This window comes from Vreelandella arctica, from assembly GCF_037070215.1.
GTDB classification, from domain to species: Bacteria; Pseudomonadota; Gammaproteobacteria; order Pseudomonadales; family Halomonadaceae; genus Vreelandella; species Vreelandella arctica.
In genome coordinates, this window is sequence record NZ_JBANSN010000038.1 from 1 (window position 1) to 22,119 (window position 22,119).

Here is a 22,119-nt window from a genome sequence, read left to right on the forward strand (position 1 = left end):
TGATGCAGGGTGACGCCGAGCTGATCCGCCAAGCCGCCTACTTAGCCGTGCTGTTAATCACACTAATGATGACAGTCGTTGGCGGGCGCGTGATTGCCATGTTTACCGCCAACCGTTTGGGACGAACCAAACCTGACCCTATTCCTTTACTCGAAGAAGTGACGTTGGTTAGCACGGCTGGCGTAGTCGTGCTGCAGCTGGTCGTCATGTTTGGTGTTGCCATGCCTGCTGTATTAACGGGGGGAGTGATGCTCTTAGCGGCGTTGGCAAATATTGTTCGCATGGCGCGCTGGGGTGGGCTGCATAGCTGGCATGAACCTTTACTTTGGGGGCTCCACGGTAGCTACGCCTGCATTCCGCTAGGGCTTATTATGTGGGTCTTGGCACTTATGGGACTGATGCGTACAGAGCTAGCCGTGCACGCTCTGACCATAGGTGGCATGGGCACCATGATGCTGGCTATGATGGCCAGGGTTTCGCTAGGCCATACGGGCCGCCCCATTCGCACTTTGCCGGGTATTGGTGTGGCGCTGGGATTGATGATAATAGCTGCCTTGGTGCGCTCACCTCTATTAGCGTTATTTCCCCAGCTCACCCACTGGACCTACACGCTGAGCATTATCGCCTGGTGTTTGGCCTACAGTATATTCCTAGTGCACTATACTTGGCCGTTGATGCAGGCGCGTGTGGACGGGCAGGACGGCTAGTGAGCGCTATGCGCTGACGGTAGGGATGCGCATCAGTTGCGCCAGTTGAGGTTGTTGATTACCTAGCAGGTCGGCCAACGTATATTGGTCGAGCACCGCCATGAATGCCGACAAAGCATCCTTAAGAATAGGTCGAAGTCGGCACGCCGGTGTAATAATACAGGCGTTATCGCCATGAAAGCACTCTACCAATTCCATGCCATGTTCCATCTCGCGTACCAACTCGCCCAGCACGATTGTCGCTGGGTCGCGTGTCAGCAGTAAGCCACCATTTTTTCCCCGGATAGCGGTAACGTAGTTCTTTTGACTAAGCTCCTGAACAATTTTCATTAAATGATTGCGTGAAATATCAAAGGTTTCGGCAATCTCATTAATGGTAGAGCGCTCTTCTCCCTTGGTGGCAAGAAATATCAACACGCGTATCGAATAATCGGTAAATCGGGTGAGATGCATGGAGTGAGCTTTGCTCCGAGGGCTAGCTAGTTATTAAAGAAGTATGTTGTATGAACGTTCAGCAAGTTGCAATGAGAAAAGCCAGCACAGCACTTAGCGTGATGGCATTTCAACGACTCTCAGCGTCTATTCCTTTACGTTGGCAGCTCTATCACCTTGGGGGTAGACAGGGTGTATATGGAGGTAATCACGCAGTAATTCGCTTGTCGATCACGCAGAATCCACTCCATGGAACCCGCACTGACGGGTATGCAAATTTCCGAGGAGCCTGGAGATCGACCATGAGTCACTTCATAGATCGGCTGAATTTCTTCCGCAAGTCCCGCGAGCCTTTTGCCAACGAACACGGTGAACTACGCAGCGAATCCCGTGAATGGGAAAATAGCTACCGTGCCCGCTGGCAGCACGACAAAGTGGTGCGCAGCACTCACGGGGTGAACTGCACCGGCTCTTGCAGCTGGAAAATCTACGTCAAAAACGGCCTGGTTACCTGGGAGACCCAACAGACCGACTATCCGCGTACCCGTCCCGACCTACCCAACCATGAGCCGCGTGGCTGCCCGCGCGGCGCCAGCTACTCCTGGTATCTGTACAGCGCCAACCGCCTCAAGTATCCGTTGGTTCGTAAGCCACTGCTGGCGCTATGGCGCGAAGCGCTCAAGGCTAACCCAGACCCGGTAGACGCTTGGGCGTCTATCGTCGAAGATCCGGCCAAAACCAAGCAGTACAAGCGTGCTCGCGGCATGGGCGGCTTCGTGCGTGGTGACTGGGACGAGCTCAATGAGCTGGTCGCGGCCTCTAATGTTTACACCGCCAAGCAGTACGGCCCCGACCGTATTCTCGGCTTCTCGCCGATACCTGCCATGTCGATGGTCAGCTACGCAGCGGGTAGCCGCTACCTGTCGCTAATCGGCGGCGTCTGCATGAGCTTCTACGACTGGTACTGCGACTTGCCGCCAGCGTCACCAATGACCTGGGGCGAGCAGACCGACGTACCTGAGTCCGCTGACTGGTACAACTCCGGCTACATTATCGCCTGGGGCTCCAACGTGCCCCAGACGCGTACTCCCGATGCCCACTTCTTTACCGAAGTGCGCTACAAGGGCACCAAGACGGTCTCGATCACCCCGGATTATGCCGAGGTCTCCAAACTGACCGACGAATGGCTGTCCGCCAAGCAGGGCACCGATGCCGCCCTGGCGATGGCCATGGGGCACGTGATTCTCAAAGAGTTCCACCTTGAGAACCCCAGCGCCTATTTCACTGACTATGTGCGCCGCTATACCGACATGCCGTTTCTGGTGGAACTGGAAGTGCGTGAAGATGGCAGCTTCGCACCGGGTCGCCAACTGCGTGCCAGTGATTTTGATGCTGCCCTGGGCCAGGAAAACAATCCCGAGTGGAAAACCGTTGCCTGGGACGAAACTCGCGACCAGCTGGTGGTTCCGCGCGGTTCCATCGGTTTCCGCTGGGGCGAAACTGGCGACGAAGTGGGCAAGTGGAACCTAGAATCGCTGGACGCCGCAGGCACTGAAATCAAGCCGTTGCTAAGTTTGGTCAACCACCACGATAGCGTCGCGCGCGTGGCGTTCCCTTACTTCGGTGGCATCGAGCACGAGCACTTTGAGCACGTCAAAGGGGCCGGTGTTGGTGCCGCTGACGACCTGCTATTTCACAATTTGCCCGCCAAAAGGCTTAAGAGAGCCGATGGCAGTGAAATGCTAGCGGTCACCGTTTTTGATTTGATGTGTGCCAACTACGGTATCGATCGTGGCTTTGTCGGCGACGGCGAAGATGATGGCGCAACCTCGTTTGATCAAATTCGCCCCTATACTCCCGCGTGGCAGGAGAAAATCACCGGTGTCTCGGCAGAGCAGTGCACCCGCATTGCCCGTGAATTTGCCGACAACGCTCATAAAACCAACGGCCGTAGCATGATCATCGTTGGTGCCGGTATGAATCACTGGTACCACATGGACATGAACTACCGCGGCCTAATTAACATGCTGGTCATGTGTGGTTGTATCGGCCAGAGCGGTGGTGGCTGGGCGCACTATGTGGGCCAGGAAAAATTGCGCCCGCAGACTGGCTGGACGCCGCTAGCCTTCGGCCTCGACTGGCAGCGCCCGCCGCGTCATATGAACTCCACCTCGTTCTTCTATAGTCACTCCTCCCAGTGGCGCTACGAGAAGCTGGAAATCAAGGAAATCCTCTCGCCATTGGTCAAGGTTGAGGACTACCCGGGAAGCCTGATTGATTTTAACGTGCGCGCCGAGCGCATGGGCTGGCTACCTTCAGCACCACAGCTGGACACGAACCCGCTGCGCCTGGCGAAAAAAGCCGAAGCGGCGGGCATGTCGACAGCTGACTATGCGGTTCAACAGCTCAAGAGTGGTGAACTGCGCTTTGCCGCGGAAGATCCGGACGCGCCAGAGAATTTCCCGCGCAATATGTTCATCTGGCGCTCTAACCTGCTGGGCAGTTCCGGTAAGGGCCATGAGTACATGCTCAAGTACCTGCTGGGTACTCGCCACGGTATTCAGGGTAAAGACCTGGGCGATTTCGGCGGCCAGAAGCCCGAAGAAGTCGTATGGCGTGACGAGGCGCCGGAAGGCAAGCTCGACTTGCTGGTGACGCTGGATTTCCGCATGTCCACCACTTGCCTTTACTCGGATATCGTGCTGCCTACGGCAACCTGGTATGAGAAGGACGACCTTAATACCTCTGACATGCACCCCTTTATTCATCCGTTGACTGCCGCCACCGACCCGGCTTGGGAATCGCGCAGTGACTGGGATATTTACAAGGGAATTGCCAAGGCTTTCTCCAAGGTGTGTGTAGGCCACCTGGGCGAGGAAACCGACCTGGTCACACTGCCGATGCAGCACGACTCGCCAGGAGAGTTGGCCCAGCCGGCGGTGATGGATTGGAAGAAGGGCGAATGCGCGCCGATTCCCGGCAAGACCATGCCATCGCTGATTGAAGTCAAGCGCAACTACCCCGAAACCTATGAGCGCTTTACCTCCGTAGGGCCGTTGCTGGAAAGTATCGGTAACGGCGGCAAGGGCATCGCTTGGAATACCGATGCTGAAGTCGAGCTGCTGGGCAAGCTCAACCATCGCAAATTGGATGGTCCGCATAAAGGGCGCCCGTTGATCGACAGCGCTATCGATGCTGCCGAAATGATTCTGACCCTGGCTCCAGAAACCAACGGCGCCGTGGCAGTGAAAGCGTGGGAAGCGCTCTCCAAAATTACCGGGCGTGACCATACCCACCTGGCAAGGCCCAAACATGACGAAAAAATCCGCTTTCGCGATGTCGTCGCCCAGCCACGCAAGATTATCTCTAGCCCGACTTGGTCCGGCCTCGAGGATGAGCATGTCTCCTATAACGCCGGTTACACCAACGTTCACGAGCTGATCCCCTGGCGCACCGTGAGTGGCCGCCAGCAGTTCTATCAGGATCACGCCTGGATGCGCGCCTTCGGCGAAAGCCTGCTGGTCTATCGCCCACCCATCGACACCAAGGCGGCCAAAGGCTTCACGCTGCCCGCCGACAACGGTTTCAAGAGCAAGGCGCTGAACTTCCTCACGCCGCACCAGAAGTGGGGCATTCACTCCACTTACTCGGACAACTTGCTGATGTTGACGCTCAACCGCGGTGGCCCGGTGGTGTGGCTCTCCGAGGCGGACGCGGCGGAAATCGAGATCGAGGACAACGACTGGATCGAGGTCTACAACGCCAACGGCTCGATTGCCGCGCGGGCAGTGGTCAGCCAGCGGGTCAAGGCGGGCATGGTGATGATGTACCACGCTCAGGAGCGCAACGTGAACGTCCCTGGCTCTGAGGTCACCGGCACGCGGGGCGGTATTCACAACTCGGTCACCCGTGTCTGCCCCAAGCCAACACATATGATCGGCGGCTACGCGCAGCTCTCTTACAGTTTTAATTATTACGGCACCGTCGGCTCAAATCGCGATGAGTTCGTGTTGGTGCGCAAGATGAAACACGTTGACTGGCTGGATGGTGAAGGCAATGACAGTGTTCAGGAGAACGTGGCTCTTAAGAACAGTCCTAGGGAGGCCGTGAAATGAAAATTCGTTCCCAGGTAGGCATGGTTCTCAATCTTGATAAGTGTATCGGTTGCCACACCTGTTCGGTGACCTGCAAAAATGTCTGGACCAGTCGAGAAGGTATGGAGTACGCCTGGTTCAACAATGTCGAGACCAAGCCCGGTATCGGCTATCCCAAAGAGTGGGAGAACCAAGCCAAGTGGAAGGGCGGCTGGATGCGCCGTAACGACGGCCGGATTGAACCGCGTATTGGTGGCAAATGGCGGGTGCTGGCGAATATCTTCGCCAATCCCGACCTGCCTGAAATGGATGACTACTATGAGCCGTACACATTCGACTACCAACACCTGCATACCGCCAAGATCGGCGAGCACCAACCGGTTGCACGCCCACGCTCGCTGATTTCCGGTCAGCGCATGAAAAAGATCGAGTGGGGCCCGAACTGGGAAGAGATCCTGGGCACCGAGTTCGCCAAGCGACGTAAAGACGCCAACTTCGACAAGGTGCAGGCAGATATTTACGGCCAGTTCGAAAACACCTTCATGATGTACCTGCCGCGCCTGTGCGAGCACTGCTTGAACCCCACCTGTGTAGCGGCTTGCCCGAGCGGTGCCATCTACAAACGGGAAGAGGACGGCATCGTTCTGATCGACCAGGACAAGTGCCGCGGCTGGCGGATGTGTATCTCCGGCTGCCCCTACAAGAAGATCTACTACAACTGGAAAAGCGGTAAATCCGAGAAGTGCATTTTCTGCTACCCGCGTATCGAGGCCGGTCAGCCGACCATCTGCTCCGAGACCTGTGTGGGCCGCATTCGCTATCTCGGCGTGCTGCTGTATGACGCTGATCGGATCGAGGAAGTGGCAAGCTCCCCTGACGAGCGTGATCTCTACCACCGCCAGCGCGAGATATTCCTTGATCCCAATGATCCGGAAGTGATTGCCCAGGCCAGGCGGGATGGTATCCAGGATAACGTCATCAAAGCTGCCCAGGCCTCACCGGTTTACAAGATGGCTATCGACTGGGGATTGGCGCTGCCGCTGCACCCGGAATACCGCACGCTGCCGATGGTGTGGTACGTGCCGCCGCTGTCGCCGATTCAATCCGCCGCTGAGGCGGGGCATGTAGAGTTTGATGGCATCCTGCCCAAGATCGAATCGCTGCGTATTCCAGTGAAGTACCTAGCCAACCTGCTAACCGCCGGCGAAGAGGCGCCCGTAGTGCTGGCACTCAAGCGGTTGATGGCGATGCGCGTTTACATGCGCAGTAAGCATGTGGATGGCGCCCCTAATGCCGAGGTGCTTGACGCCGTAGGGCTGAGCGTAGCCCAGGTGGAAGAAATGTACCGCTACCTGGCGATTGCCAACTACGAGGATCGCTTCGTGATCCCCACCAGCCATCGCGAGATGGCCACCGAAGCCTTCCCGGAACGGGGTGGATGCGGCTTTACCTTTGGTGATGGTTGCCACGGTGAGAGCCAGCCCAACCTGTTTAACGGCCGTAAGCAGACCAGCGTATTGGTAAAACCGGTAGAGGTCTTCGACCCGCAGCCACAACTTGAGGAGTCACGTCATGACTGAAGCCGCTATTCAATTTTCTGCCTCAGCCGCTCCGGTAGAGGCGTCGTTCGAGCCAGCACAAGGCATGCGTAGCCTGCGTGTACTGGCCCGCTTGCTCGATTACCCAACTCAGGAGCTGCAGGATGCCTGCGGCGAGCTCATCGAAATCCTCAATGCCGAGAGCCGCCTGGGTGCGGGCCTCAAGTTGTCATTGATGGAGTGGTGCCAACGTCTTCATGAGGGCGAATTGCTTGAGCTGCAGGCCGAGTACGTTGCCATGTTCGATAAGGGGCGCGCTACGTCGCTGCTGCTATTCGAGCACGTTCATGGTGAATCCCGCGATCGAGGTCAGGCCATGGTCGATCTTATGGCCGAGTACAGCGCGGCCGGTTTCGAACTGGATGCTCGCGAGCTTCCCGACCATCTGCCGGTGTTCCTTGAATACCTTTCGATGTGCGAAGAAGCCGAGATCGGCCGCTGGCTGGGCGAAATACGCCATATCCTGGCGCTGCTCACCGCACGATTGGAGGAGCGCGGAGCGGATCACGCCCTGGTGCCGCTATCACTCTTGGCATTAATTGGCGCCGAGGGGGATGTCGAAGAGCATCGGCCACAGGTCAAGAAAGAAGCGCCCGACAACACGCCTGAAGCATTGGACGCTGTATGGGAAGAAGAAGCGGTACGCTTTTCAGCCACTTCTGACGAAGACTGCGCGCTGCAGTCTGCGGAAGGACGGCGGCTTGCCGAGCGCAAAAAAGCAGTGCACAGCGACCCCGTCAAAATCATGCCGTCCGCCTGGAGCGCTTCGCCTTCCTCAACCGTGGCCGATCGCTAAAAGGAGAATCGCCATGTTCATAGAATATCTACAACATCTTATCTACGGCTATTATCCCTATCTGGCCGGTACGGTGTTCTTGGTCGGCAGTCTCGTGCGTTACGACCAAGGCCAGTTCACCTGGAAGACCGGCTCCAGCCAAATGCTGTCCTCGAAAAACATGCGCCTGGCCAGCAACCTGTTCCATATTGGCATTATCGTGATTTTCTTCGGTCATTTGGTGGGCATGCTCACGCCGCACTGGGTCTACGCACCTTTCCTGCATGCCGGTACCAAGCAGCTAATTGCCATCGTGGTGGGCGGTATTGCCGGTGCCATGTGCGTGGTGGGCGGCGCCATGTTGCTCTATCGGCGATTGGTCAATCCTCGCGTAAAGGCGTCGTCGAGCTTCATGGATACCTTGATCCTGGGTTTGATTGTCTTACAGGCATGCCTTGGAATGGTGACCATCATTTTCTCACTAGGCCATATGGACGGTGAAATGATGCTGACGCTCTCCAGCTGGGCGCAGTCGATTGTCTTCTTCAGCGGCGGTGCGGCGGACTACATGCAGGAAGTGTCGTGGATCTACAAACTGCATATCTTTATCGGCTTAACCATCATCCTGCTGTTCCCGTTTTCGCGGCTGGTGCATGTGTGGAGCGTGCCGTTCGGCTATGTAACCCGGCGCTATCAGCTTGTCCGCCGTCGTGGCTAAAAACTGGCTTGTGCTCGGCCAGGCCTAGAGGAGAAATAACATGCAGATGATTGATATCGAACAGCTACCTGGGGGCGTCGCTGCGCCTCCGGTACGTGTCGGAGACACCCCTATCGATGAAGCAACGATTGCGTTGGAGATGCAGTACCACCCCGCCGAAACGGCGGGGGAGGCCCAGCTTCAGGCGGCCCGCGCCCTGGTGGTCAGGGAGCTGCTGCGCCAGCGAGCCAACGTCCTGGGCCTACTGTCGAGGCAGGAGACTAACGAAGCACAGGAAGATGCGGCGATTGCTGCCTTGCTCGAACAGGAGCTTGAGGTGCCGGAACCGGGGGAAGCAGATTGCCAGCGCTTTTTTGACACCCACTGCGAGCGCTTCAGCGAACCAGTGCAGTTACGCGTTCGGCATATCCTGCTTGCGGCCGCCCCCGAGGACTCCCAGGGTCGCGACGATGCTTATCAGCTTGGCGAAAAGCTACTCGAACAGCTCAATCAGATACCCGAACGGTTTGCCGAATTTGCTCAACACCATTCCGCGTGCCCTTCAAAAGAGATGGATGGTGATTTGGGCTGGCTAGTGTCAGGCCAGACCGTCCCTGAGCTGGATCGCGCTTTGCAGCACTTGCCCGAAGGCCTACACGAGCGCCCCTTGGCGTCTCGCTATGGCTGGCACGTGGTGAGTATTGACGAACGGCGAGAAGGTAGGGCGCAACCTTTTGATCAAGTTATTGACCGGGTGCGCCATAGCCTGCGGGAACAGGCAACTCGACGAGCGCTGCGTCACTATTTACTGGCGTTAGAGAGCGAAATAGGCGTCGAAGGGATTGTTCTGGATGACGATGCTGGCGGCAGCTTGATGCAATAGCTTGAAGCAATAGCAAAGCTAATAGGAGAGGCTTGATGTCCCATGTTCCTGTAGATGCTCTTTTCACTCCGCTTGGCATCGCGGTGCTAACGGTTTCTGATACCCGTGGTTTCGATGAAGATGGCAGCGGTGACCTGCTGGTTGAACATCTGAGCGAAAGCGGCCATATCCTGGTAGAGAGACGCATCGTACCTGATGATATCTATCAGGTTCGTGCTGTGGTCTCGGAATGGATTGCGCGAACGGATATCCACGCGATTCTGGTTAATGGCGGCACTGGCTTTACCAATCGGGATACTACTCCCGAGGCGTTGATACCGCTGTTCGACAAAGCGATTGAGGGTTATGGCGAGCTGTTCCGCCACTACTCTCTGAAGACCATCGGTACAGCGACGATCCAGTCTCGCGCCGTAGCGGGGGTGGCCAACCGAACGATGATGTTTGCGATGCCCGGTTCGCCCAAAGCGTGTGCGTTGGCGTGGGAAAAAATAATCGCTTTGCAGCTGGACTCCCGCACTCGGCCCTGCAACTTCGCCGCCATGGTGCTGCCTTCAGCGACCCCGTGCAGTGGACGTCATAAAGCGACTTCTTCCAATGAGGTGGAGCGCTCATGAACTGTCACTGCGCAGAAATAGTCACGCCCGGCTTGTTAGATCTGCTTGATGCACGCCAACGGCTTATCGACGCCGCCAGGCCCATTAATGCAGTAGAAAGCATCACCCTAGAACAATCGGCGGGGCGAGTGCTGTCAGAAACGCTGGTCGCACCTCTCGATATGCCGGGGGTGGACAATAGCGCTATGGATGGTTACGCGCTGTGTCTGGCTGATTACCAAGCGGCACCTCGCGGCGCAGGCTTACCCATTCTCCAACGCGTACCAGCTGGCGCAGGCGTCATGCTGCTACCGGAAGGAGGCTGCGCGCGTATTTTTACCGGCGCGCCGGTGCCCATGGGGGCAGATATTGTGGTGCCTCAAGAGCGGGTGACTCTTGATCCGCGCGGGCATATACACCTCGAGGGTAGCTTGGTGCTAGGCGCTAACATTCGTCGCCAAGGCGAGGAGACTCGCATAGGCACCCCGCTGCTCGCTGCGGGTAAGCTTCTTGATGCCGCGTCGATTGCGCTGCTAGCAAGCCATGGAATCAATGCCGTGACTGTCAAACGGCGTCTGAGGGTGGCGCTGCTTTCCACCGGCGATGAGCTGATTGCCCCAGGTACAGTGCGATCACCGGGACAGGTATACGACAGCAACCGCGCCATGCTTAACGTACTGCTAGCGCAAGCTCAGTGCGACGTGCTGGATTTGGGCGTCATCGCTGATTCACCGCAGTCATTGCATCAGGCCTTTGAGCACGCACAAACCGTTGCGGATGTGGTGATGTGCACCGGAGGCGTTTCGGTAGGCGAGGAGGATCATGTACGCCCAGTGATCGAGCAGCGCGGTGGCTTACATTTTCATGGTGTCGCCATGAAGCCAGGGAAGCCCTTTGCGTTCGGTTATCTGGGCGCAGAGCCTGCCTCTTCCACACCGTTAATGGCGCTGCCGGGTAATCCTGTGGCCTCCCTGGTGGGCTGGCAGCTGCTGGCGCTGCCGTTTATCCATGCCATGCAAGGTAGAGCCGTAGCGGCTCTACAGCGTTATCCGGTAAAAGCGGGCTTTTCTCAGCGTGGCCCCCAGGGGCGTTGCGAGCTACTAAGGGTGGTGATGGATTGGTCACAGGGGGCTCCCGTGGCGCAGCTAGCGGGCGGGCAGGGCTCACATATGCTCAGCGCGGCTAGCCAGGCCCATGGTTATTTAATGATTAACCCCGCCACGCAGGTAACTGAAGGGGCCACCTATCACTATTACCCCATCAATCAGTTCGCCGCTTGAACAGCTTTTCCTATCGTGGCCACTGACCTCGTTTGTTTTTCATAGGAGAGGGTATGTCTTCACAATACAAACCCCGCACACTGATTTATGCCTGCTCCGGCTGCTCTGATGTGGCGCAACTTGCCAATAGCGTTGCCCTGCGACTTGACCATGCAGGAGAGGCGGAAATGTCCTGCATTGCCGGTGTGGGCGGTGGTGTGCCCGGTCTGGTGCGCATTGCCCGCTCCGGGCGCCCTATTATAGCCATTGACGGGTGCCAGATGCACTGCGCCAGCCACTGTCTTTCCAAAGCGGGCGTTATACCCACTGAGCACGTCAAGCTGTATGAGAACGGACTGCGTAAGCGGCGGGGCCAATTTTATGATGAGGAAACCATTGAAGAGGTCACTGCCGAAGTTAAAGGGCTCATAGCTCGGCTACCCGTTAACGCCAGTGCCCAAGCAGAGGAGCCCTCAGAATGAGTGCGCTAGTCGATGGGTTTGGCCGTACGGTGCGTTACCTGCGCATATCGGTGACTGATCGTTGTGACTTCCGCTGTGTTTATTGCATGGCTGAGGAGATGACGTTCCTGCCTCGGGCCCAACTGCTTACCCTTGAAGAGATAGCCACGCTGTCGCAGGCCTTCGTCGAGCTGGGGGTGGAAAAAATCCGCCTAACTGGCGGTGAGCCGCTGGTACGCCAGGGCGTACTCACGCTAGTGCAAAAACTCGGTGCATTGGAAGGCCTGCGCGAGCTGGCGATGACCACCAACGGCTCAGGGTTGGTCAAGCATGCCGATGCTTTGCGGCAAGGCGGGCTACATCGACTCAATATTAGCCTCGACTCGCTAAAGCCCGAACGCTTTAAAGCATTAACCCGGACGGGGGATCTTGATCAGGTGGTCGCGGGTATCCGTGTAGCGCGTCGCGCTGGCTTTCAGTCGATTAAGCTCAACGCCGTATTGCTCAAGGGGCGCAATGACGACGAAATTATCGACTTGGTAAACTTTGCCCGGGATGAACAAGTCGATATAAGCTTTATTGAGGAGATGCCGTTGGGCGCTATCAGCGAGCATAACCGTGGTGAAACCTTTCTTTCCACCGATGCGGTACGCGAGACCATAGAAAACCACTATCAACTCTTACCCACCACCGAGACCACCCTAGGGCCATCCCGTTATTACCGCATGGTAGACAGCCAGTCGCGGATTGGCTTTATTTCTCCCCATAGCCACAATTTCTGCGCTGCCTGTAATCGTGTTCGAGTGACGGCTGAAGGGCGACTACTCCTTTGCTTGGGCAATGAGCACTCGGTAGATTTACGCGCCGTAATGCGCCGTTATCCGGGGGACTCCCAGCGGCTTAAATCGAGCATTGTGGCGGCCATGAAGGAAAAACCTGAGCGTCATCACTTCACCACGGATGGTGAGGTTCAAATAGTGAGGTTTATGAATGCAACAGGCGGTTAGTGCGACGTTGCCGTAAGCAGTTTTTCACAATAAATTATATCTATTCGACCACGGAAGCGGGCAAAAAATGCGACAAAAAACATATGCGGGCACCGCTTCCTCTATCACCGCGTCAATCGTCCCTTAGCACTTCCCAGGATCGAAGAGATATCCTGAGTGTTCCTTAATATAAGGGGCATCGGCGAATAGGGCTTTAAGAAGTCTCTATAATCAAATATGTCATATCAGCGTGCGCGCATAGCCTTAATTGACTTAATGCGACGGCTTCATTCGCTCTCAAATTATGTAAATAAGCAAAGGTGTTGGAAACTTCTTTTGGAAAGCACACTTTATAATTAGAATGTAAGTGCGGTAAATTTTGGCAGCAGATGTCTGTTCCTAAATGAAGTGATTTCTTTACCAGAGTGAACGGTCGTTGTCTTTTTGACATTAAGAGGTTGAAAAGTTATGTCATTTTTAGGTGGGAAGCGTAATTTAAGTAACTGTTTTTTAGCACTGGCTATGCTAAAATGAAGTGGAAACAGACAATTCTGTCGCTCCCACCTAAACTTGGCATAATTCTCAAAAATCTTGACGTAGGCTATTTTTTAGTAACATTACTACGAAAATGGTGACGCAAGGTATCACTGCAAGCGTCGCCACTCCCGCCTTGAAAATGCTCAAGTTTGCTATTCCCGAAAAAGACTATATAAACGGTAGTTATATTCTCTGGAGTTCGTTAATTCGTTCAATAGTCTATAACTGCCAGCAGAGTTACGTGTTGTCGCGCTTGTTTTCTACAGAATCTCCTCACACCTACTTTATAAAAATCCTACATTTTCTATATGTGGCACCATATTTTTTCGAGAGAGGCGATTACCAAATCAGGCAAGAAATGGACAGTATTGTGCAATGCGTTTCAGTCTTATTGAAGCTAATAATGTATGTGTTGGTGACAACTCTAACTAGCTTGGAGTCAAAAAAATGTAATGAAATACCAGATAGGTGGGTGAGAAGGAGATGGCGTTTGCAATGCGGTAGACGCTGAAGCCACATAGGTTCTCATCATCTGTAGAGGCCTTTTCGTGCGTACCTTTTTCAGCTGAGGGGGTGGAACAACACTAGTTAAGCAAAAGGAGTAAAATCATGAAAATGTTAAATGCGGTATTAATGATTACATTAGTGCTTATCTCAGGTGTAGCACTCGCTGAGAAGGGGTCGGGTCCTAATAGCACGATTGTTAAATATGAACCGGCGACTACGCAACTAGACAGCGGCCCACGGGCAGATAGTACATTCCGCGAGGGAACCAGAAGTCCCTAGACAGAAGCTATCTGTACCTGATATAGCCAGCATTACCGGGGAGTCATAACATCCTTCGGGCTGCCCGGTAACTTGCAAGGTTTCAATAAAATCAGCCGCTAATTAGGCAAGAACTCATCCATGTGGTGAGCCTTTAATAACAAGCTGTATGTAATAAAATATTTGGCGGCAAGCCAGTTATTGATCTTCCCTCTTAAGCTTTTGCTTCATCGAAAGCAAATGGCCTATTCTTCGCGCAAGTATTTTGCATGTCTAACCTCCTAGTCAGAAGTGACAGGCTATTGAGCTTAGCGCTACTCATTCAGGAATTGACATCAGGAATGCAAGATATCTTGAGAAATTCTTGATCTGCGTCACCACGTTTACATTTTCTAGTTTCATACTGGTTGTAAAGACCAATGCTGGCACTAGCCGTTATACGCTCTTTTCCTTCTGAATGACTAGTTAGTCAAGGATGCCGAATCGTGCCCTCCACGCTGAGAAAAGTGGTATGGCGAATGTTAATAATTGCCGGTGTTGTATTTATTGCCGGTGTGTTGGTGTGGCTGGAGCTTCGACCTGAGGGGCTGGGTGATGGTTTTGCCAGCGGTAATGGGCGAATTGAAGCGACAGAGATCGATATTGCTACCAAGCAGGCGGGTCGTATCGAAGCGGTGCTTGTTGGCGAAGGGGAGCAGGTCGAGCCGAATCAGCTCTTGGCGCGTATGGACACGAAGGTGCTAGAAGCCGAACTGGGGCAGGCCAGGGCACAGGTTCGACAAGCCGAGAGTGCGAGACGAACCGCCCAGGCACAAGTAGCTCAACGACAGAGCGAAAAAACGGCTGCTGAGGCCGTCGTGCTGCAACGAGACGCCGAGCTGTCTGCAGCGCACAAGCGTTATGATCGCACCCGGGCATTGGTGGCTCGCAATGCCTTGTCGAGGCAGCAACTCGACGATGACTTGGCCAGCCTGGAGAGTACCGAAGCCGCGCTGGCCGCTGCACGTGCGGGTGTGCTCTCCGCCTTGGCAGCCATCGAGGCAGCCGATTCAAAGGTTATTGAATCACAGGCGGCCATTGAGGCAGCCAGCGCAACAGTGGACAAGCTGGAGGCAGATCTTGAGGACAGTCAACTGCGCAGCGACCGGGTGGCAAGGGTTCAATATCGTGTCGCCCAGCCCGGTGAAGTGCTGCCAGCCGGGGGTGTGGTACTCAACCTCGTCGATCTGACCGATGTCTACATGACCTTTTTCCTGCCTGAGCGTCAAGCCGGGCGTGTTGCGTTGGGTGCCGACGTGTACCTGGTGCTGGACGCAGCACCTCAGTATGTAATCCAGGCTAACGTCAGCTACGTCTCCAGCGTGGCCCAATTCACTCCCAAGACCGTGGAGACAGCTAGCGAACGTGAAAAGCTGATGTTTCGGGTCAAGGCCCGTATCGACCCCGCGCTACTTGAACAGCACCTAGACAAAGTCAAAACCGGTTTGCCGGGCATGGCCTATCTCAAGCTTGATGATACGCTCGATTGGCCCGACGAACTGAAGGTCAACGTGACGCCATGACCATTGATGGATCTGTAGTGCGACTGGAAGGTGTCAGCTTGCGCAATGGTTCAGTGCATGCGTTATCCGGTCTAAATTTGGCCATTCCCGCTGGCTGTATGGTGGGGTTGATCGGGCCCGATGGCGTCGGTAAGTCCAGTCTGATGGCCCTGATTGCCGGTGCCAGAAAAATTCAGCAGGGTAGGGTTGTCGTATTAGACGGCGACATGGCAGAAGGGCGGCATCGCAAAGAGGTGTGTCGGCGGATTGCCTATATGCCTCAGGGGTTGGGAAAGAACCTCTATCCCACCCTGACAGTCTTTGAAAATCTCGATTTCTTCGGCCGTCTATTCGGTCTGGATCGCCAGAGCCGGCATAGTCGTATTGCCGAACTTTTGCATAGTACTGGGCTGGCTAGGTTCACGGAACGCCCTGTCGGCAAGCTCTCCGGCGGTATGAAGCAAAAGCTGGGGTTATGCTGTGCGCTGATCCACGATCCCGACCTGTTGATACTCGATGAACCCACCACGGGCGTCGATCCTTTATCACGGGCTCAGTTTTGGGACCTGATTGGGCGGATACGGAGCAAGCGTCCAGGTATGAGCGTGTTAGTCGCCACTGCCTATATGGAGGAGGCTCGAAACTTCGACTGGTTGGTGGTGATGGATGACGGGCAGGTATTGAATACTGGCGCGCCTAACGATCTGCTGGCAGCGACGGGAAGTGCAACGCTCGAGGAAGCTTTTATCAGGTTGTTGCCTGAGACTAAACGGCGCAGGTATCGAGAGTTCAAAATATCGCCCCGCCAACCTGATGCCAATATAGCCATCGAGGCCCATGGACTGACCAAGCGGTTCGGCGATTTTGTCGCCGTGGATCGCGCCGACTTTCGTATCGAGCGCGGTGAAATATTTGGTTTCCTGGGATCCAATGGTTGTGGGAAGACCACCACGATGAAGATGCTCACCGGGCTACTATCCGCCAGCGAAGGAAAGGCATTGCTGTTCGATAAGCCCGTCGATCCGCGCGATATTGCTACGCGCAGTCGGGTGGGCTACATGTCCCAGGGTTTTTCTCTCTATACAGAACTGACGCTACGTCAGAACCTTGAGTTGCATGCGCACCTGTTTCATCTGCCTAAGGCTGAGCGTGCCACACGCGTGAGGGAGATGCTGGATCGCTTTGATCTCACGGCAGTGGCTGACAAATTACCGCCAGCGCTTCCACTGGGAGTGCGTCAACGGCTGTCGTTGGCGGTGGCAGTTATTCACCGACCTGAGTTATTGATTCTTGATGAACCCACCTCCGGGGTGGATCCGATAGCACGCGATAACTTCTGGCTGCTGTTAGGGCAGATCTCCCGTGGAGAGGGAGTGACGATCTTTATCTCCACCCACTTCATGAACGAGGCAATGCGCTGCGACCGGATCGCTTTGATGCATGCCGGGCGCGTATTGGCTACCGACACCCCTGAGAAGCTACTAGCGTCGCGTGGCTTACCCACACTAGAAGCTACCTTTATGGCGTATCTGAAAGAGGCTAGTAAGATAGATGAAGCCGAGTCCGAAAAGCCGACGACTACCTCTCTCAAACCGCACCCGCCGACCCGGTCAGGCGGGCTGACCGTTAGCTTGCGCCGTTTGTTCAGCTATACCCACCGAGAGACCCTGGAGCTACGTCGCGACCCGATACGCGCCACGCTGGCGCTGCTGGGTAGTCTGATCCTAATGTTTATCATGGGATATGGCATCAATATGGATGTCGAACATTTGACCTATGCCGTGCTCGACCGTGACCAGACCACGACCAGCCAAGCGTATACTCTCAATCTAACGGGATCGCGTTATTTCACCGAAAAGCCTCCTCTGACCGACTACAGCGATGTACAGCAGCGTCTACGCAGCGGCGACATCAGCCTGGCGGTGGAAATTCCGCCAGGGTTTGGCCGTGATCTCAAGCGTGGCAATGTGCCCAAAGTTGCTTACTGGGTCGATGGTTCCATGCCGGTCAGGGCCGATACTATCAAGGGGTATGTCGAGGGGATTCATGCGGACACCTTGGCTCGCTTGAGCGAAGGGGCTGGAGCTTTTTCTCCTCCCGTCGAGATTGCCATTCGCTACCGCTACAATCCCGACGTTAGAAGTCTGCCAGCCATGGCCCCGGCGATGATCCCACTGCTGCTCATGTTGATACCTGCGATGCTGACTGCCTTGGGAGTCGTACGTGAGAAGGAGCTCGGCTCTATTATCAATCTCTACGTTACGCCGGTTTCTCGGTTGGAATTTCTGCTCGGCAAACAGTTGCCCTACATCATGCTGGCGATGATCAATTTCGTCACCCTGGTGGCGTTCGCCGTGTTGGCCTTTGGTGTGCCGGTGAAGGGTAGCCTGCTGACATTGAGCCTAGGCGCGCTGCTCTATGTCATCTGTTCCACGGGGATGGGATTGTTGATGTCATCGGTTCTGCATAGTCAGATTGCCGCTATCTTCGGTACCGCCATCGCTACACTGGTGCCTGCGATCCAGTTTTCGGGGCTACTCTCTCCAGTTTCCGCGCTGCAAGGGGGTGCGGCTGTCATTGGACATATCTATCCCACCAGCCATTTTTTGATTATCAGCCGAGGCGTGTTTTCCAAAGCGCTCAGTCTGGGAGATCTGACACCGTATTTTCTGGCCCTGCTGATCACCATCCCCGTACTGACGTTATTGAGTGTTTTGGGTCTCAGGAAACAGGAGCGCTGAGATGGCCAGGCTTGCCAATATTCTGCAACTGGGTATCAAAGAAATACGCAGCCTGTATCGCGACCCGGCTCTGATGTTACTGATCATTTACTCGTTCACTTTGGGGATCTACCTGAGTGCCACTGGCGAGCCGGAGGCGCCATTCCGAGCTAGCGTGGCCATTGTCGACGAGGATCGGTCTCAGGCATCCTTACGTATTGTTAATGCCTTTCAGCTTCCCTATTTTTTGCCGCCTGAATTTATCGATATTGGCCAGATGGATCGTGGCATGGATGCGGGGCGTTATACCTTTACACTTAATATTCCTCCTAACTTTCAGCGTGATCTGCTGGCCGCTCGACAGCCGACCATTCAGTTGAATGTCGACGCTACCCAGATCAGTCAGGCATTTACGGGAGCTGGGCATATTCAGCGGATTATCAGTGATGAGGTGGCCGATTTCATCGGAGCATACCAGCACCCATCGCCGGGCCGCATTGAGGCAGTAGTTCGTGCTGAATTCAACGCTAATCTCAACCGAAGTTGGTTCGGCGCCATTAATGAAGCTATCAATCAAATCACCATGTTGTCGATTATCCTGACAGGAGCAGCATTGATCCGTGAACGAGAGCACGGCACCATTGAGCATTTGTTGGTCATGCCGGTCACCTCGTTCGAGATCATGTTGGCCAAGGTCTGGTCGATGGGGTTGATCGTGCTGTTGGCTTCGGTCTTCGCACTACGCATCATCGTCGAGGGTTGGCTGCAAGTACCTCTTCGCGGCTCGCAGACGCTCTATCTTTTCGGCGCCACGCTACTGCTATTTGCGACCACATCAATGGGGATTTTTCTCGGCACGTTGGCGCGCTCAATGCCGCAACTGGGCCTGTTAATCATTCTGGTACTGATTCCCCTGCAGATTCTGTCGGGTGGGATGACCCCGCGTGAAAGCATGCCTGAGCTTGTGCAGCGCATCATGTTTGTCGCCCCGACCACTCACTTTGTCGAACTTGCTCAGGCCATTCTCTTTCGTGGCGCCGGATTGGGAATTGTCTGGCCGCATTTGTTGGCGCTGGTCATCATTGGCAGCGCGTTTTTTTTGGCCGCCCTGTTAAGGCTCAGAAAAGCACAAGAATGATCCAGCTTATATGCGATCCGTCGCTGGCCTGTCAGCTATCTCTACTACTTCCCCGATGGGAGGAAAATCTTGGGCGGTTAGCGTCTCGCGCTCCAGCAGCATGGCGGCACCGGTCTCCAGTACCTTACGGCGCCTAGTCAGTATCTGGGTGGCTTTATCAAAAGCGTCGTCGACCAGCCTGCGTATGGCAGTATCGATTTCACGAGCAGTTTCCTCAGAGTAGGTCTTGGGCTTTGCAAGCCCAAATTTGTCGCCTAGAAAAGCTTGTCGGTCTTCCTCGTAAATGACTTGACCGCCTTCCTCACTCATTCCGAACCGGGTGACCATGCTACGGGCAATATCGGTCACCTTGGCCAAGTCATCAGCCGCTCCAGTTGAGATTTCATTGAAAATCATGCGTTCGGCGGCTCGGCCGCCCATCAGCACTGCCATGCGACTCTTTAGGTCGGCAACCGTTTGCAGGAAACGCTCCTCTGTTGGGCGCTGGATTGTATAGCCCAAGGCGCCCACCCCACGTGGAATGATAGAGATTTTGTGTACAGGGTCCATTCCAGGCAACGAAGCGGCGACGAGCGCATGGCCCATTTCGTGATGCGCTACTACGCGTCGCTCATGTTCATTAAGCACACGGCTTTTCTTCTCCAGTCCAGCAACGATGCGCTCCACGGCGAGTGTAAAATCGCTTAATGTCACCGCATCGGCATCACGGCGCGTGGCTAGCAGAGCCGCTTCATTGACCAAGTTGGCTAGATCAGCACCGGTAAACCCTGGGGTCAAGGCGGCTATCTGCTCGGCATCGACATCAGACGCCAGCTTGTTAAGGTGTTTTAGATGTACATTGAGAATGGCAATACGTCCCCGACGCTCGGGGCGATCAACCAAAACCTGACGGTCGAAGCGTCCTGCACGCAGCAGGGCGGGATCAAGGATTTCGGGTCGGTTAGTCGCGGCCAGAAGTACAATCCCGGATGATGTATCAAAGCCATCTAGCTCAGTTAGTAGCTGGTTGAGGGTCTGTTCCTTTTCGTCATGACCGCCACCGAGCATACCAAGCCCTCGGGCGCCGCCGAGTGCATCCAGTTCATCAATAAAAATGATACATGGCGTGGCTTTTGCAGCTTGCTCAAAGAGGTCTCGAACTCGGGCTGCCCCCACGCCGACGAACATCTCTACGAACTCGGACCCTGAAATCGAAAAGAAGGGAACGCCAGCTTCGCCAGCCACGGCACGGGCCAGCAGCGTCTTGCCAGTGCCAGGAGGGCCGACCAGCAGAATGCCCTTTGGCACGTGGGCGCCTAGTCGTCCGTAACGCTGTGGGTCACGCAAAAAGGCCACTACTTCCTTGAGTTCATCCTTGGCTTCGTCAATGCCAGCCACGTCGGCGAAGGTCACCTTGGTTTCGGTTTCAACATAAACACGGGCTTTCGATTTGCCCAGTGTCATCATGCTGCCGAGGCCTCCCTGACTTGATACCATACGGCGCAGGAAAAATCCCCAGATAGCGAATACGAGCAGGAACGGCAAGAGCCAAGAAAGCAGAGAGGTCAGCCATGACTCACTAGGCGCACCATTGAAAGTGACATCGTATTGGGCTAGGTCATTGGCCAAGGTCGGGTCGATGCGATAGGTGGTGAAGCCAGTAGTACCGTCGGAGAGTGGCGTATTGTAGGTGCCTTTGATCCGCTCTGAACTAACATCAAGCGTGTTGATGATGCCTTGCTCAAGATGATGACGAAACTCGGAATAGGGAATCGGTTCATAGGAACGCCCCTCCGCAATGAAATCCTGAGCCAATAGGACAAAAATATAGCCGAAAATAAAAAAGAGGATATATGCTTGGTAACGTTTGTCCATGCTAACCTCAATGCGGCTTCCTAGAAGGCCTTATTGGAGGAGGATTCGCCCTCGTTACTGGTCGCGCAGTTTTTGCAGCGGGTTGTGTAGGGCAATGCCTTGAGACGATCTGGTGCGATGGGCTTGCCGCATTCCTCGCAGAAGTCTCCGACCTGGGCAGCGATGCGTGCCAAGGCGCGTTCGGCCTGGGCCAGTTCTAGCCTGGCTTCTTCCTCCAGCCGCGCGACAACTTCGTCGTTTTGAACCTCTAGCGCCTGATCATCAAGATCTTTATTCAGAGCGCCACTGCTTCGATGCTGGTGTTCTTCATAGTGATGGATGCGGGCTTTGAGCTCTAACCGTAGGTTGTCTAGCCAGGCCTTTCTATCTTGAGTAGACATGATGTACCCGTTAATGTTGGTTAGTACGTGGCTCTATTGAGCGGTATATGGCATCTAATACACTTGGTACAGCTCGCGTTATGCTCAAACCTGTTTTAATCGGGCCGACGGTGGCGTTACACCATCACGGCTTTCTGAGTAAGGTCCAACAGCATGAGCGCTAGAACTTGTAGCTGTGACTAAAGATCTTCCAGCTTTTCCGCGTCTCGTATCATGCGCATGATTTCGTGTTGTTCTAAAGCGAGGAGGCCATTCAATAATTCCTCGGTGGACGAGACTTCAGCCCGTGTCGATAAATAGCGATAGAGATCAATAATACGATCATGTACTGCTAGCAAAGAGCGCAGGACATCGTCAGTGCTCATGTTGGCAAAGTCTAAATTACCCAGTGTTTCAAGCTTGAAAGGGTACTTGTCAAAGTATTCTGCACACCACGTTTGGAGCGTGGCTTTCTCTGCATCTTCCTCGCTCAATGCTATGACCCTGCTAAGTTCTTGTTCATGTTGGGAAAGATAGTCAAGTAACATGCGCAGCTTTTCTTGCCGGGCATCCATGGCGGCGCGCTTCAGTGTATCGGCCAGATTGGCATGCAATTTCCGGGTCAGCTCCAATATGTCTTTAATGGTTTCAACCGTCATGCCCTTGTCCTATCTCAGGTTGGCTCTTGTTGGAAGTGATGCGTTACTGAGCAGAATCTTT

Annotated in this window: 17 protein-coding genes; 13 read left to right on the top strand and 4 right to left on the bottom strand. The window is 54.8% G+C overall.

The window, feature by feature from the left end; all coding sequences use genetic code 11:
- The coding region (locus tag V8L70_RS20295) for an NnrS family protein (RefSeq protein ID WP_336270513.1) at positions 1 to 707 on the top strand (707 nt) is incomplete at its 5' end.
- Positions 708 to 713: 6 nt separating this feature from the next.
- Here V8L70_RS20295 and V8L70_RS20300 read toward each other — a convergent pair.
- On the bottom strand, positions 714 to 1,160 hold the full coding sequence (locus V8L70_RS20300) for an Rrf2 family transcriptional regulator (RefSeq protein ID WP_336270514.1): 447 nt from the start codon (positions 1,158 to 1,160) through the stop codon (positions 714 to 716).
- A gap of 281 nt (positions 1,161 to 1,441) precedes the next feature.
- Here V8L70_RS20300 and V8L70_RS20305 point away from each other — a divergent pair, with 281 nt between their 5' ends.
- From V8L70_RS20305 to V8L70_RS20360, 12 genes are all read left to right on the top strand, one after another.
- Entirely contained in the window at positions 1,442 to 5,254 is a 3,813-nt protein-coding gene (locus V8L70_RS20305; RefSeq protein ID WP_101146351.1) for a nitrate reductase subunit alpha, read from the top strand.
- Complete coding sequence (gene narH / locus V8L70_RS20310) at positions 5,251 to 6,813, top strand: nitrate reductase subunit beta (RefSeq protein ID WP_101146352.1); 1,563 nt, start codon at positions 5,251 to 5,253, stop codon at positions 6,811 to 6,813. Before V8L70_RS20305 ends, narH begins: the two co-directional genes overlap by 4 nt.
- Positions 6,806 to 7,627, top strand: coding sequence for a nitrate reductase molybdenum cofactor assembly chaperone (gene narJ, locus V8L70_RS20315; protein ID WP_101146353.1), 822 nt, complete (start codon positions 6,806 to 6,808; stop codon positions 7,625 to 7,627). Before narH ends, narJ begins: the two co-directional genes overlap by 8 nt.
- 13 nt (positions 7,628 to 7,640) lie before the next feature.
- The gene (gene narI / locus V8L70_RS20320; RefSeq protein WP_101146354.1) at positions 7,641 to 8,324 is read left to right on the top strand and encodes a respiratory nitrate reductase subunit gamma; all 684 of its coding nucleotides are present in this window, start codon (positions 7,641 to 7,643) and stop codon (positions 8,322 to 8,324) included.
- 40 nt (positions 8,325 to 8,364) lie between these two features.
- Entirely contained in the window at positions 8,365 to 9,186 is an 822-nt protein-coding gene (locus tag V8L70_RS20325) for a peptidylprolyl isomerase (protein WP_101146355.1), read from the top strand.
- A gap of 35 nt (positions 9,187 to 9,221) precedes the next feature.
- Positions 9,222 to 9,800: a molybdenum cofactor biosynthesis protein B gene (gene moaB / locus V8L70_RS20330; RefSeq protein WP_101146356.1), complete on the top strand. Its 579-nt coding sequence runs from the start codon at positions 9,222 to 9,224 to the stop codon at positions 9,798 to 9,800.
- Entirely contained in the window at positions 9,797 to 11,059 is a 1,263-nt protein-coding gene (locus V8L70_RS20335) for a molybdopterin molybdotransferase MoeA (protein WP_101146357.1), read from the top strand. Before moaB ends, V8L70_RS20335 begins: the two co-directional genes overlap by 4 nt.
- A gap of 53 nt (positions 11,060 to 11,112) precedes the next feature.
- Positions 11,113 to 11,520, top strand: coding sequence for a putative zinc-binding protein (locus V8L70_RS20340; RefSeq protein ID WP_101146358.1), 408 nt, complete (start codon positions 11,113 to 11,115; stop codon positions 11,518 to 11,520).
- Positions 11,517 to 12,506, top strand: a complete 990-nt coding sequence (moaA, locus tag V8L70_RS20345; RefSeq protein WP_101146359.1) for a GTP 3',8-cyclase MoaA — start codon at positions 11,517 to 11,519, stop codon at positions 12,504 to 12,506. The genes V8L70_RS20340 and moaA overlap by 4 nt, the downstream gene beginning before the upstream one ends.
- Positions 12,507 to 14,272: 1,766 nt before the next feature.
- Entirely contained in the window at positions 14,273 to 15,349 is a 1,077-nt protein-coding gene (locus tag V8L70_RS20350) for an HlyD family secretion protein (RefSeq protein ID WP_232774813.1), read from the top strand.
- Entirely contained in the window at positions 15,346 to 18,069 is a 2,724-nt protein-coding gene (rbbA, locus tag V8L70_RS20355; RefSeq protein ID WP_336270515.1) for a ribosome-associated ATPase/putative transporter RbbA, read from the top strand. Before V8L70_RS20350 ends, rbbA begins: the two co-directional genes overlap by 4 nt.
- Before the next feature lies 1 nt (position 18,070).
- The gene (locus tag V8L70_RS20360) at positions 18,071 to 19,186 is read left to right on the top strand and encodes an ABC transporter permease (protein ID WP_101147147.1); all 1,116 of its coding nucleotides are present in this window, start codon (positions 18,071 to 18,073) and stop codon (positions 19,184 to 19,186) included.
- Between the two features lie 6 nt (positions 19,187 to 19,192).
- Here V8L70_RS20360 and ftsH read toward each other — a convergent pair whose 3' ends face one another.
- The 3 genes from ftsH to V8L70_RS20375 form a co-directional block, all read right to left on the bottom strand.
- Complete coding sequence (ftsH, locus tag V8L70_RS20365; RefSeq protein ID WP_101147148.1) at positions 19,193 to 21,040, bottom strand: ATP-dependent zinc metalloprotease FtsH; 1,848 nt, start codon at positions 21,038 to 21,040, stop codon at positions 19,193 to 19,195.
- A 20-nt stretch (positions 21,041 to 21,060) separates the two neighbouring features.
- Positions 21,061 to 21,420 carry a TraR/DksA family transcriptional regulator gene (locus tag V8L70_RS20370; protein ID WP_101147149.1) on the bottom strand — a complete coding sequence of 120 codons (360 nt, stop codon included), beginning with the start codon at positions 21,418 to 21,420 and terminating at the stop codon, positions 21,061 to 21,063.
- Between the two features lie 179 nt (positions 21,421 to 21,599).
- Entirely contained in the window at positions 21,600 to 22,058 is a 459-nt protein-coding gene (locus V8L70_RS20375) for a hypothetical protein (protein WP_101147150.1), read from the bottom strand.
- Positions 22,059 to 22,119 lie beyond the last annotated feature (61 nt).